The organism is Niameybacter massiliensis (genome assembly GCF_001282685.1).
GTDB classification, from domain to species: domain Bacteria; phylum Bacillota; class Clostridia; order Lachnospirales; family Cellulosilyticaceae; genus Holtiella; species Holtiella tumoricola.
Window position 1 is genome coordinate 1,276,496 of record NZ_LN875035.1, and the last position, 14,343, is coordinate 1,290,838.

At 33.7% G+C, this 14,343-nt stretch carries 11 protein-coding genes and 1 riboswitch; of the genes, 1 reads left to right on the forward strand and 10 read right to left on the reverse strand.

The window, feature by feature from the left end; all coding sequences use genetic code 11:
- Nucleotides 1-46: 46 nt before the first annotated feature.
- From BN2390_RS11565 to BN2390_RS11610, 10 genes are all read right to left on the reverse strand, one after another.
- Nucleotides 47-979 carry an ABC transporter permease gene (locus BN2390_RS11565; RefSeq protein ID WP_053984506.1) on the reverse strand — a complete coding sequence of 311 codons (933 nt, stop codon included), beginning with the start codon at nucleotides 977-979 and terminating at the stop codon, nucleotides 47-49.
- The gene (locus BN2390_RS11570) at nucleotides 980-2,050 is read right to left on the reverse strand and encodes an ABC transporter permease (RefSeq protein WP_053984507.1); all 1,071 of its coding nucleotides are present in this window, start codon (nucleotides 2,048-2,050) and stop codon (nucleotides 980-982) included.
- Nucleotides 2,031-3,545, reverse strand: a complete 1,515-nt coding sequence (locus tag BN2390_RS11575; protein ID WP_053984508.1) for an ABC transporter ATP-binding protein — start codon at nucleotides 3,543-3,545, stop codon at nucleotides 2,031-2,033. Before BN2390_RS11575 ends, BN2390_RS11570 begins: the two co-directional genes overlap by 20 nt.
- A gap of 20 nt (nucleotides 3,546-3,565) precedes the next feature.
- A complete protein-coding gene (locus BN2390_RS11580) occupies nucleotides 3,566-4,708 on the reverse strand; it encodes a BMP family ABC transporter substrate-binding protein (RefSeq protein ID WP_053984509.1) in 1,143 nt (380 codons plus the stop codon).
- Nucleotides 4,709-4,855: 147 nt separating this feature from the next.
- Nucleotides 4,856-4,957: riboswitch (purine riboswitch) on the reverse strand.
- Nucleotides 4,958-5,112: 155 nt separating this feature from the next.
- A complete protein-coding gene (rbr, locus tag BN2390_RS11585) occupies nucleotides 5,113-7,191 on the reverse strand; it encodes a rubrerythrin (RefSeq protein ID WP_053984510.1) in 2,079 nt (692 codons plus the stop codon).
- A gap of 178 nt (nucleotides 7,192-7,369) precedes the next feature.
- Nucleotides 7,370-9,472: a PAS domain-containing sensor histidine kinase gene (locus BN2390_RS11590; protein WP_198524906.1), complete on the reverse strand. Its 2,103-nt coding sequence runs from the start codon at nucleotides 9,470-9,472 to the stop codon at nucleotides 7,370-7,372.
- A 363-nt stretch (nucleotides 9,473-9,835) separates the two neighbouring features.
- Nucleotides 9,836-10,264 (reverse strand): hypothetical protein, encoded by a 429-nt coding sequence (locus BN2390_RS11595; RefSeq protein WP_053984512.1) that lies wholly within the window; start codon nucleotides 10,262-10,264, stop codon nucleotides 9,836-9,838.
- A gap of 226 nt (nucleotides 10,265-10,490) precedes the next feature.
- The gene (locus BN2390_RS11600; RefSeq protein WP_053984513.1) at nucleotides 10,491-11,237 is read right to left on the reverse strand and encodes an amino acid ABC transporter permease; all 747 of its coding nucleotides are present in this window, start codon (nucleotides 11,235-11,237) and stop codon (nucleotides 10,491-10,493) included.
- 28 nt (nucleotides 11,238-11,265) lie between these two features.
- The gene (locus BN2390_RS11605) at nucleotides 11,266-11,481 is read right to left on the reverse strand and encodes a hypothetical protein (protein WP_053984514.1); all 216 of its coding nucleotides are present in this window, start codon (nucleotides 11,479-11,481) and stop codon (nucleotides 11,266-11,268) included.
- A gap of 75 nt (nucleotides 11,482-11,556) precedes the next feature.
- A complete protein-coding gene (locus BN2390_RS11610) occupies nucleotides 11,557-12,141 on the reverse strand; it encodes a transporter substrate-binding domain-containing protein (RefSeq protein WP_053984515.1) in 585 nt (194 codons plus the stop codon).
- A 405-nt stretch (nucleotides 12,142-12,546) separates the two neighbouring features.
- On the opposite strand from BN2390_RS11610, the gene BN2390_RS11615 reads away from it, so the two are divergent.
- Nucleotides 12,547-14,286, forward strand: a complete 1,740-nt coding sequence (locus BN2390_RS11615) for an ABC-F family ATP-binding cassette domain-containing protein (protein ID WP_053984516.1) — start codon at nucleotides 12,547-12,549, stop codon at nucleotides 14,284-14,286.
- The last annotated feature ends 57 nt before the right edge of the window (nucleotides 14,287-14,343 follow it).

Below are 14,343 nucleotides of genomic sequence, written 5' to 3' on the forward strand. Positions count from 1 at the left end.
ATTCCTAGACTGTATTTTGTCTAGGAATTTTTAAAATTATAACAGCTTAACGCTCTTCTCTAAAGTAATTTTCTCCAAGTGCTTTTGGTCCTAAGTTCTGTCCACCTGAACGAATAGACCCTATCACAAGGAATAAAATAGTCACAACATAAGGTAACATATCTACAAAATATTGATTAATTTGAATGCCTGCTGCTTGAAGACGTAAACCTAAAATATCTAATGCACCAAATAAAATGGCTCCAAAGATGGCTTTGAGTGGATGCCATCCAATGAAGATAACAAGTGCTACTGCAATCCATCCACGTCCTGCTGTAATATTTTGTTGCCATGCAGGTACATACACTAATGAAAGAAATGCACCAGATAAACCACATAACATCCCACCTATTACAAGGTTAAGATATTTATAAAGTTCTACACGAATTCCTACAGCATCTGCTGCCGCTGGACTCTCTCCAATCATACGTGCATTAAGTCCTACTTTTGTATATTTATAATAAACAAAAAGAATAATCCCTATAATATAAGCAAGATAAATAAAGATACTTTGATTAAAGAAAGCTGCCCCTATAATAGGTATTTCACTTAGCAGTGGGATAGCTTTTGGTGCTAATACTGCCTTAACAGGCTCAGGTACAATTTGTCCTACCAGATTTTGTCCTAAAAAGTTAGCAAAACCTGTTCCAAATATAGTAAGGGTAAGTCCTGTTACAACTTGGTTAGCACGTAAAGATACAGTTAAAACAGCATAAATCAATGCACCAAAACCGCCTGCTAACATAGCTCCTAGTAATGCAAGCCATGCATTTTGAGTTGTTACCCCTACATTAAACCCGACTACTGCTCCCATAACCATCATACCTTCTACACCCAGGTTGATGTGTCCTACTTTTTCACTCATTACTCCGCCAAGTGTGGCAAGTAAAAGGGGTGTTCCTGCTATAACTGCTGCTATTAAAAATGACTCTATTCCCATTTACATTGCCTCCTTTGCAACTTCTTTTTCAAAATGTACTTTATAGTTAATAAAGAATTGTGAACCAAGTACACAGAATAATACTACACCTTGGATAATCTCTGCCGCTGCTTGTGGAATTTGATAAGCTGTCTGAATATAACTTGCGCCTTGTGTTAAGATTGCAAAGAAAACAGATACGACTACAATCCATGGGCTCTTAAGATTAGCAAGCCATGCAATAATAATAGCTGTATACCCTACTCCTGCTGTTAAATCCATTGTAAGTGTGTTGTTAACTGCAGATGCTTGAATCATCCCTGTTAAACCACAAATTCCTCCACTTAAAAGCATAGCAAAAATCATAATCTTTCTTACATTCATCCCTGCATACTTAGCTGTATTTTCACTTTCTCCAAGTACCTGAATTTCATAACCTGCCTTTGTATGATTGATCAATATGTGAATACCGATAACTAATACAATGGCAATAATCCATCCCATATGTATACCAAAAACTTTTGGCAAAATAGCATTATCTGTAAAGTTAGCAATCTTAGGGAATCCCATAGCTGCTGGATCTTTCCATGGTCCATATTGTAAGTAGACAATCCACTTAAGTGCAATATAGTTCATCATTAATGTAACAATGGTCTCATTTGTTCCAAATTTAGCTTTTAACATTGCTGGTATAAGTGCCCATATGCCTCCACCAATCATCCCAAGGATAATCATAAGTGGGATAAGAATAATGGCTGGTAAATCCTTAAAATATAGTGCTGCAAATGTAGCTGCAAAACCACCCATTAAAATTTGTCCTTCTACTCCGATATTCCAGAATTTCATACGGAAGGCTACTGCAATCCCTACTGCTGTAATAATAAGAGGAATGGCTGTAATAACAGTTTGTCTGAAACGGTGAGCTGATCCAAAGCATCCCTCTAACATAGAAGCATACACTTCAAAAGGATTATGTCCCATAACACCTATAAATACGCTGGTTAAAATGATAGCTAGTACAATAGCTAATCCTGTAATTGCTACTTTCTTCTTTGCAGAAATAGCGCCGTTTTTAGATACCCTTATTTGCATGTTGTCCTCCCATCATTAACCCAAGCTGTTCTTTTGTTACACCATCTGCTTCTACAAGCCCTGTCATCTCTCCATCACACATAACCATAATACGGTCACAAAGTTGCATCAATACATCTAGGTCTTCTCCAACAAAGAGTACTGCTACCCCTTTTTCCTTTTGCTCATTAATCAAGTCATAAATTTGATGAGTAGACCCTACATCTAGTCCCCTTACAGCATAAGCTGTTATAAGCACACGTGGATTGGCATCAATTTCACGTCCTAAAAGAACCTTTTGTATATTCCCTCCTGAAAGCATTTTTACAGGATGATTTATATTTGGTGTTTTAATACTTAACTTCTCAACCATTGCCTCTGCTTTGGCTTTGATTCCTTTTTTATCTAAGAATAATCCTTTTTGCGTATGATACTCTTTTAAAAGTAGATTATCTGCTGTTCCCATGCTACCTACTAAGCCCATTCCTAATCGGTCTTCTGGGATAAAGCTCATACTAATTCCTTTTTCATAAATGGTTCTTGGTTTAAGACCCGTTACCTCTTCACCTTCAAAAACTAATTTCCCACTTTCTAAAGTCTTAAGCCCTACTAATGCTTCACAAAGCTCCTTTTGTCCACTTCCAGCAACACCTGCTACACCTAGGATTTCTCCACTTCTAAGGCTAAATGAAACTTTATTAAGTAATGGCACACCTTCTTTGTCTTTAACCGTTACATCTAAAATGTCATAGACAGACTTAGGATCATGAACTGGCTTACGTTCAATACTTAATGCTTCACTATGACCAACCATTAACTGAGTCAGATGTACTGTATTTGTATCTTTTATATCTACTGTTTTGGCTACCGTACCTTTTCTAAGAACAGTTACTACGTCACATAGTGCCATAACTTCATTTAATTTATGGGTAATAATAATGATACTTTTTCCATCTTGTTTCATAAGCCTTACAATATCAAATAACTTCTCCACTTCTTGAGGTGTAAGTACTGCTGTAGGCTCATCTAAAATAAGAATGTCACACCCTCTATAAAGAACTTTAATAATTTCTAACATCTGCTTTTCACTAACAGACATCTCACTTACTTTTTTATCTAAATCAATAGTTAGGCCATATTTTTTACAAAGTGTTTTTACACAATCTGCTTCATGACTTCCTTTGGTAAAGAACTTACCACTTCCTGCAATAATGTTCTCTTTTGCTGTAAAAGATTCTACTAATTTAAAATGTTGATGTACCATGCCAATGCCTTTAGCAATAGCACTTTTAGGAGAACTAAAATGAACTTTTTCAGAACGCACAAAAATGAACCCGCTATCAGGACTATAAATTCCTGATAGCATGTTCATTAATGTACTTTTTCCTGCGCCATTTTCTCCTAGTAGGGCATGGATTTCTCCCTTTTTAAGTGTAAGGTCAACGCCTTCATTAGCAATTACCTCACCAAAACGTTTTGTTATGTTTTTTAATTGTACCACTACTGTTTGATCCATATTGCGCCACCTATATTTTATTAGTTAATATCGCCTACTACACCTTCAACAAACCAATCATTTGAAAGTTGGTCTTCATCACTTAATACAGAGCCTTCTGGTACTCTTTCATTCCCTGCTTGGTCTTTAATTGGACCTTGGAAAGTATTAAATGTACCTGCTTTCATCTCTGCTCTTCTTGCTTCAATGATTTCTGCTATACCCTCTTTTGCATTTGCTGTAAGAGGAGAAATATCTACGATACCTGCATCAATACCTTCCCAGTAAGCACTAGGAGTGAATGTTCCATCAATAACAGACTGTACTGCTTCTACATAATAAGGACCCCAGTTCCAAATTGCACTAACAAGATTTGCATTTGGAGCAATTCCACTCATATCTTGGTGATATCCGATTGACCATACACCTTTTTCTTCTGCTGCTTGTTGTGCCCCTGCTGCATTTTGATGTTGAGCAAGTACGTCACATCCTTGGTCGATTAAAGCACTTCCAGCTTCTTTTTCTTTTGCTGGGTCATACCATGTGTTTGTCCAAGATACTTTTACAACTGCATCTGGATTAACAGCTTTTACCCCAAGTGTAAAAGCATTGATTCCACGAATAACTTCTGGAATTGGCATCGCTGCAACGTATCCAATTTGGTTCGTCTCAGTTTGAAGTCCTGCTACCATACCTGTAATGTATCTTGCATCTTCTACACGGCCAAAGTAATTTGCCATATTTTCTGTTGTTTTATATCCTGAACAATGGAAGAATGTTACTTCTGGGAATTCTTTTGAAAGTTTTTCTATGTAATCCATATAACCAAATGATACTGCAAAAATAACATTGCATCCTTGGTCAATCATATCTCTAGCTACTTTTTCTACTTCTTGTGTCTCTGGTACTGATTCTTTATAAACTGTTTGTACACCAAGTTGTTCTTCTAAATAAAGTCTACCTTTATCATGAGATTGAACAAATCCACCATCTGCTACTGGTGCTGAATAAATAAATCCTGCTTTGATATCTGCATTTGCAGTTGTTTGATTGTTATCACTTTTTTCTTCTGTTTTAGGAGCATCTGTAGCTTGTACCGCTGTACCTCCTGTTGAACAACCTGTTAATAGCATAGCAAGTGATAATGTTCCAGCTACTAATAATTTAAAACTTTTTTTAAACATATTCCTCTTCCTTCCATGATGTATTTCCTCAAAATAAAAAAACTCTTTGCATAAGCAAAGAGTAATCTTCCTAACACTTCTAAATTCACTTCCAAAATAACTGATTTAATTATGCTAAATCTGTTTAGTCGAAATATGCCTTTAGAAATATTAGGATAGTTTACTCATAGCCCAGACTCTTTATGGTAGTCGGTAGAAACGCTTAGACCTTATCTCCAAGCTTATATAAGTACCTAACATTTTTCTTTTTAACAATTCGAACGTTCGAATTTAAATTCATTATAATCGTACGACAATAAACTTTCAAGTATATTTTTAAAAAAATATATTTATGTCTATAATATTTATTATACTAGAATTATTAAAACCCTTGAACTAAGTTGTTTAAGTTCAAGGGTTCTAAATTAATAATTTTCTTTTCTTACTTCAAAGTAGCTTCTTGGATGTGCACATACTGGACAAATTTCTGGTGCTTTATTTCCCACTACAAGATGCCCGCAATTACGGCATTCCCACATAGCCGTTTCACCTTTTTCAAATACTTGTTGCATCTCTACATTATGTAAAAGTGCACGGTATCTTTCTTCATGAGCTTTTTCAATTTTACCAACTGCTCTAAACTTATTTGCTAGTTCTACAAATCCCTCTATCTCAGCTTCTTTTGCAAATGTCTCATACATATCTGTCCATTCATAATTTTCACCATCTGCTGCAGCTTTAAGATTTTCTGCTGTACTACTAATACCCTTTAATTCTTTTAACCACATTTTTGCATGTTCTTTTTCATTATCTGCTGTGTGACTAAAAATACCTGCTATTTGTTCAAAACCTTCCTTCTTAGCAACGCTTGCAAAATATGTATATTTATTTCTTGCTTGACTTTCTCCTGCAAAAGCAGCTAACAAATTTTGTTCTGTTTTTGTTCCACTATAAGCATTTACTTTTGGAGGCTCTATTTTTTCTTCAACCTTCTCAAATTTATCTACTCCTACATGACAAATTGGACACTCCTCTGGAGCACTACTTCCTTCATGAATATAATTACATACAACACATCTAAACTTTGACATTACTATATCCTCCTTTTTATTTTCAGATTTATGATTAAGGTTTATTCCTAAATCTGCACTACGGTCTTTATAAGCTGTATGAAGCATTTGTTCTGCAAGCTCACTTAATGGTTTTCCATAAAATGTCTCATATAACTTTTGAATCTCTTCATTTTCATGGCTTGCTCTTTTTCTCATATATTGATCACGCTTATAGAGTCCATCTACTCTTTTCTGTCTGAGCTCATTACCTTTATAAGCTCTATCCTTAGGCTGACCACCACCACCAATACATCCTCCTGGGCACGTCATTACTTCAATAAAATGGTATTGTTTTTCATTCGTTTTTAATTGCTCTATTAATTTACGTACATTACCTGTTCCATAAATGACAGCAAGATTAAGAGTATGCTCACCTATCGTTAACGTTGCTTCTTTCATCTCCTCCATCCCCCGAACAGGCTTTAACTCATATAATGTTTGAGGTGCCTTTTCTTTTAAGATAAACTCATATGCTGTACGAAGCGCTGCTTCCATAACACCACCTGTATTACCAAAGATCACTCCAGCCCCACTTGCTTCTCCCATTAAGTTATCATACTGAGATTCTTCTAATTGATTAAATTCAATGTTTTCTTCTTTTGCCCATTCTGCAAGCTCTCTTGTTGTTATCACATAATCCATATCTCGCATATCATCTATCCCATGATATCTTCCAGCTGCATTCATCTCTTTTCTACGAATTTCAAATTTTTTAGCTGTACATGGTGTCACTGCAACATTTATAATACGCTTCGAATCAATATCCATCTTCTTACTAAAGTAAGTTTTTATAGTTGGACCTTGCATGCCAATGGGACTTTTAGCAGTAGAAAGATGAGGTAAAATATCTGGATAATAAAGTTCAGCAAACTCTACCCATGCAGGGCAGCAACTTGTAAATTGAGGTAATGGTTTATTGCCTGTTTTAATACGTTCAAGGAGTTCAGTGGCTTCTTCCATTATTGTAAGATCTGCACTAAAGTTTGTATCTAAAACATAGTCAGCGCCTAAAGTCCTTAGCATAGCAACCATTTGCCCCTGTACAAAACTTCCATCTTCCAGTCCAAACTCTTCGCCAAGTGCAACACGAACCGATGGAGATGTGCTAAAGATGACTATTTTATCTGGATCGTTAATTGTCTCTTTTACCTTAGTATATTCTTTTTTTTCCGTAATAGACTCAACAGGGCATACATTAGCACACTGACCACAATGAATACATATTGCTCTATCTGATGTATTGGCTAAATCATAGGTTCCTAGAACTTCAATGTAGTCTTTACAAATATTTTTACACATACCACATTTAATACACTTTTCTTCATTTCTGATAATTGAAGGATTTTCTTCTTCAATGGGTACTCTTACTTCTAAAGATAAATGTTTACTCATTTTCCTTCTCCATATTTTATATTTCTATAATCTATCTATATTTTTATATAATTATACACCTATTTAAAATTTAAGTAAATAGTAATTATTATTATGAAATACTTTTTTCACATTATAACCCCTCAAATTTCATTTTAAAATTTGAGGGGTTATAATGCATTTATTCTGTTAATTCATTTTATAAATCATAGATATCTGAGAACTCTATTCTACATTTGTGAATTAATATATCTTCTTTTTCTGAGTCCATCTGATCTATTAATTGTACTTGCTGTGTTTCATTTATTGTATGAATAGGAATGGTCACAATAAAGGTAGCTCCCTCTCCTTCTTCACTTTCTACATATATATTTCCTTGTTGTATTTCAACTAAACACTTCACTAAAGCTAGCCCAATACCTGAGCCTTCACATTTTCTAGTAAAAGAAGTATCTACTTGTGCAAAACGATTAAAAATCATGGCTTGCTTTTCTTTTGGAATACCTATACCTGTATCTCTTACTGAAATAACCAAATTATTATCTTTTATATTTAAAGTAACTTCTATAGAATCACCCTTATTGGTGTATTTAACCGCATTAGAAAGTAGATTCAGCATAATGCGCTCTATCTTTTCCAGGTCACACGCCATAACCAATTCTTCCACTTCGGTATCAAAAATAATAGAAAGTTCTTTATTTTTAACATACTCAACTACCGACATAGTAATATCTTCTATTACGCGAACAATATCACAGTTGACCCACTTCGCTTGATAATAACCAGCTCCCATTTTAGATATATCTGTAATATTATTAATAAGTCTCAATAACCTAAAGATGTTTTGTTTCTCTATACTTTTATATCTCTCTAACTTACTTAGTATCTCTCCTATACTCTTTTCTTCATCTATCTCCTTAACCTCTAACTCGAATATCTGCATTGTACTATAAATAATGTTTAATGGTGTCTTCAATTCATGAGACATATTTGCAAGGAACTCCGTTTTTAAGGTTTCTAATTGTAAGGCTTCTTGATAAGCAATCTTTTCCGCTTCTATTTCTTTTCTAATTAATAATTCTCCTCTTAGTTCTAGCGAGTATTCTATACTCTTAAAAAGAATAGCTATATGCTGACAAAGCTTATCAATAATACACGAGTCCATTAGTGGATACTGCAATTTTGATTCATATGTCGTAAAAATAGCCCCCATAAACTTGTTATTATACTCAATAGGATTAATTCTTATATAGCTATCATCTATTGTTTTTGATTCTTTTGTTATCCTACACCTCATCTTTTGTTCAAATGCTTCTACTTTCCATTCTGTATTTTCTTCTATAAGTTCTACTAACTTAATACCATCAATACGTAAAGGACTATTCGTCAAAAGCCTATCATCTGACTTTTGTAGTCTACCAATTTCCTCCATACTTTCTGTATTCTCATTATATTTTAATATAATAATATTATTTCCTTGAAATATTCTAGCTGCTCTTGTACTAAACTCTAGTGACTGTACTAATTGATCATCAAGTTCTTTTTGATCTATCCTAAAATCTGAATTTTTACTCTCTATAACCTTAGCAATATCTACATTCTGTTTCAAAATATTATATTGACTCATTCCTATATAGCCTTGGTAAGTTTGATCTTCATCAAATAGTGGGATTTTAATAAGCTGATATGTTAAATTTTCTTTAGCATTGGCACTCATACGTTCTTCATTAATCATAATACCTTTACGAAGTATGCTTTGATCCTTTTTAAATATATCTTTATTTAAAGTCTCTTTATAAACTTCTTCAGGATGTTGCTCTAAAAGCTCTTTTCTATTAGATATATTATTCATATCACTTAATTGATTTACCATTGTAAGTGTATTAGAGTTAGCAAACTTATAATTATCTTCCGTATCTGCTAACCATATTGCATAAGGAATGTTCTCTAAGATTACTTCTAGTTCTTTTGTCGTGATCTTTGCTTCTTTATACGCTTTAACCACCAACCAATAACTATCTCCTCCTAACCATTCTTCTCTATATATTTTTCCATTTGCTTGAAGCAATTTTCTTTCATGATCATATAAAAAAATATCTATACTTTTGCCTACAGATTTTTCAATTTCATCAATTATACTTTCAATCTGATTCGACAATATTTGCTTTATGAACTTGTTATGCAGATCTTCTTTTCTATATTTTAATTTCGCCAATATACTTTGATTACAAAATCGAACTCTGTAGTCTTCATCAAAAATAATAATACCCTCTTCTAAGTAATCCAATAGTTGTATATTCACATCTACACCCTCCCTTAAACACTTTTCTCCCATACAAGTCTACCATGAAATTAAATAACTATCCCCCTCAAAATAGTTATTTAATCTTTGCTTACATAAATCGACTTTTACTTACAAAGTATACACTATTTATATCCTCTTTTAAATATTATTATTTTTACCTGTTTTTTATTTTTTATTTAATTAATTAATACTTTGTGAATATTCGTTCATACTCCTAGTAACTACTGATAGCTAATATACAGAATAGATATTTTATAGATTTCTTCACTCTTTTTCTTTTAAACAGTATGAACAAGTAAATCTCTTTTTAATAACTACTTCTTTACATAGTGCTATAAATTATTTTTTTAACTTTAAAATTTATTTTCCCATTCTACAACATCTACAGCAAGGATTACAAAGATAACAACAGTTATAATTATTTCCACCTTCTTGAGAAGTTGTAGGTAAACTTCCCCCTCCATCATTAGATATATTTTGATATTGGCATGTCCTTGGAATAACATAAGGTGCTACTAACAATCCCGCTACTTCATAACATGATACTATAGGTTTATTAAATATTTGATGGTAAACAGGATACCAAAGTTTAATAAATGTGGCAATATATATTTGTAATAATATTGCTTGAGCATTAGCAGGTATATACACCCCTTGATGTTGATACTCCCATATACTATCACTTACAAATTGATACTGTTTTCCTTCTATCACATATGACACTGTAAAGTAAGCTACAAAATCTCCTCTATTGGTAACTTCAATATAGCCTTTATCTTCATTATTCATAGCATCTCCTCCTAATACTTGTTTAATTTATTATATGTATTCTACTACTTGGTCGTGATACAATAAATAGCCTACACCTCTAACACATACGTTCGAAGGTGTAGGCTATAGCTATAAAATTTATTATAGGAATTGAACATTAAATATAAACTGATCTAAACGTTTCATTCCCTCTTTAAGCAAGGACATAGGCAGTGCTACATTCATTCTTATTGTATCTGGTCGATTAAATAGGCACCCATCTTGCCACCTCCTCCACTTTTTTAGCTACTCTATACTTTTTAGTGATTTTATGTCCGCTCTTGCCAAAGTCTAACTTCCTATTTATATAGTTAAAGATCTGTTCCATTACAATACTAATCAGTGCAAATACAATGGCACAGCATACATAGCCTTCTAATACATGACCGGTCTTAGCACCAATGGATACCGCTTTCCCAATCATATCGATGACACCAACTAAGTATGCTAAGGCCGTTGCTTGGAATAAGGAAATAAAAATTGTGCCAAAAGTTGGTAGGGCAATACGCAATGCTTGTGGTGCAATAACATGCACCATAGTTTGTGTTTCCGTTAAACCTGCGGCACGACCGGCTTCTGTTTGACCTGTAGGAACTGCCAAAATAGCAGCCCTAATCGTTTCTCCCATAAATCCGGCCATATTAAGTCCATAAGCCAACAATACATAAACTATATTATTAATCTCAGCTATATCTACACCTAATGACTTCAAGACGGCTGGAGCCCCAAAATAGACAACAAACATCTGGCATATAATGGGTGTACATCTTATATAGGAAATAAATATGGTAACAATCTGATCGAGTACAACAACCTTTCTAATTCTAATAATTGCTAAAATACATCCCAAGGTTACCCCCATTACAAATGACCCAAGAACGATTTGCAAGGTAATCGGAAACTTTTGAATAATCGTTGGAAAATATTCTATAACTCTTCCCCATTCAAACATACTATCCCTCCTTCCTATTTCAAACACTTTATTTTTTTGAGTAGTCTTTACCTAAAATTTCTTCTGAGATTCCTTTTAATATCCCTTCTTCTCGTAATTCACGAATCGCTGTATCAACATCTTGTTGAAGTTCTTCTGCTCCTTTTTGATAGATGAAATAAGCACCATCATTATAGCCTTCTGGCGTTATATTGTAATCGCTATAAGCTAAGACATTATCGTATTTTGAATTAAATAAATTCAAATCGTATTCACTCTCGATAAATACATCATAGAGGCCATTTTTTATACCTGTTGCAATAACGGATAAGTCTGTTGCCTACTCCACTTTAAGGCTACTATCAGGGTTCTCTTTGTTCCAGTTAAGGAGTATGGTCTCAGCCATTGTTCCATTTGTTGTGACAGCTGTTAATCCTTTACAACTCTCAAGATCTGTAATACCTGTTCTTCCTTTTAAATAACCTACATGGAAACTACCAAAGTACATATCAGCTTCTTCTGCATAGAGATAATTTTCTGCTCTCTCATCTGTATAGCCAAAGTGATGTACTGCCATATCATACTTTTTCGTATCCAGCCCAATAAGTAAGTTACTAAAGTCATCAGGATTAATAGTAAATTCGTATTTATCCTCTAATTTCTCTGCTACGGCACACACAACCTCATAGTCGTAACCTGCTGGGTTTTCATCATCATCTAAATAGCAAAAGGGTACAAAAATATTACCAATTCCTACTGATACCTTTATTTTATCTGACGCATCCTTTTCACTTTTCCCCTCGCTTCCTTTAGTTGTTTCTACTGTTTTTGTATCACTCTTACTACATCCACCTAATGTTAAACTCATCATTGTAATCACTGTACATACACCCATAGTTTTTACTAACATTTTCATTCTTTTCATATACTCTGCCTCCTTTGGATTTTTAAATAAACAAAATAGGCGCTAGCTCTAATCATAATTAGATACTAACGCCTTTGTTAATTTCACTTATTTTATTTATTCTTATTTTTAATGGTTATATAACAAAAAGGTGCAATTTGCTTTTTCAACAAATTGCACCTTTGCAACCTACCTATTTAATATGTAGATGTTTTCTTGAATTTATATCAAGAAGTATAGACTTAGTTTTTTTAGCTGTCAATACATTTTTTCATATATGTCATTTATTTCCTAAAATATCTTTCGCAAGAAGTAATTGAAATTTGTCGAAAAAAATGTTATGCTACCAACATTAAAATCAAATTACACTATGAAAGAGAGCTTGTTTCATAAGCTCTTTTTTAATGTTTAGAGAGAGGTATAAATATGATAAAAGTTGATAACTTATCTTACTCCTTCCCGGACAAAGATCTCTATAATAATATTTCATTTACAATAGAAGAAGGACAACACTGTGCCTTCATCGGTACAAGCGGTAGTGGAAAAAGTACGCTTATCGATATGATTATGGATCCTGAAAAATATATGTATGATGGCGACTTGGAAATTGCTCCAAATTGTAGAATCGGCTATGTCAGCCAGTTTAGTGGATTAGATACTACTAATGAAATGACTGTTTTTGAATATATTGGAGAAACCTTTATCAAGCTACAAAATGAAATCACATCTATCTGTACTGAGATGGAAACCGCTTCTGACCTTGAGACTTTACTTGAAAAGTATCAAGAAGCACTAGATGCCTTTGAAGCCATTGGCGGAGATGATTTTGAAAGTAAAATTACTAAACAACTTAGCTTGGCTAACCTTAGTAAACACGAAAATCTTATGGTTTCTAAACTAAGTGGTGGTGAGTTCAAACTTATTCAAGTTATTAAAGAAATGCTCACAAGCCCAGACCTACTCATTATGGATGAACCTGATGTCTTTTTAGATTTTGAAAATCTTAATTCTCTTAAGAATCTAATCAATGCACACAAAGGTACATTGCTGGTTATTACACATAATAGATATCTGCTCAACCACTGCTTCAATAAAATTATTCATCTTGAAAACATGGACCTTCAAGAATTTGACGGACGTTATATCGATTATAATTTCTCATTACTCGAAAATAAAATTGAACTTCAAGAACTGGCTACTGCTGATACAGAAGAAATCGAAAGAAACAATCAATTAATCAACAAACTAAGAACAGCAGCAACTAACAATTCTGAGCCTGCTCGTGGAAAAGCTTTAAAAGCCCGCGTTAAAATACAAGAACGCTTAGAAGCACGTAGAATCAAAGCACCATTCTTAGCAATCAAGCAGCCAGAAATTCAATTTGCTACAGATGAAAAAAGTGAAGAAAGCACTGTACTACAAGTAAATGGGTACAGCGTTGCCTTCAATGAACCACTTTTAGAAAATGTTAACTTTGAGGTTAAATCTACAGAGAAAATCGCCCTTATCGGTCCAAATGGTTGTGGGAAGTCTACACTTCTTCGTGCAATCTTTAAAAATGAGCATCAAGCCATTGCGTTTAGTGAAGATGCTCAAGTAGCCTTTTTATCTCAACTTCAAGGTGAAATGTTGGACGAATCTCAAACTATCCGCGAAGTATTCTTTGAAGCTGGCTTAACAACAGATGAAGCCATTCACTTACACCTTATGAAATATAGCCTTGAAGAAAAAAGTCTTCAGACTAAAATAAGCACCTTATCTGGTGGCGAAAAAAATATGCTTCAACTTGCTAAACTGTCTTTACTTAATGCTGATTTCCTACTTCTCGATGAGCCAACAAGTCATTTAGATACTTATTCACAAATCGCATTAGAAAAAGCACTTACTGACTACAACGGTGCCATTCTTATGATTTCCCATGACTTCTACTCCATTATCAACTGTATGGATGCTGTTTTGATTATTGACGATAAAACAGTTAGAAAAATGAGTATGCGTAAATTTAGAAAGATGATTTATGCAAATCATTTTAATAAAGATTATTTAGAAATTGAACAAAAGAAAAAAGATGTTGAACTCAAAATTGAGCTTGCATTAAAAGAAAACGATTTTGTTCGTGCAAATATCCTTTGTGAAGAGTTAGCAACACTTATTCAACAGCTTTAAAAAAATATATGAGTAATAAAAGGAAACCTCCTAAAACTGATCTCAGTGATAGGAGGT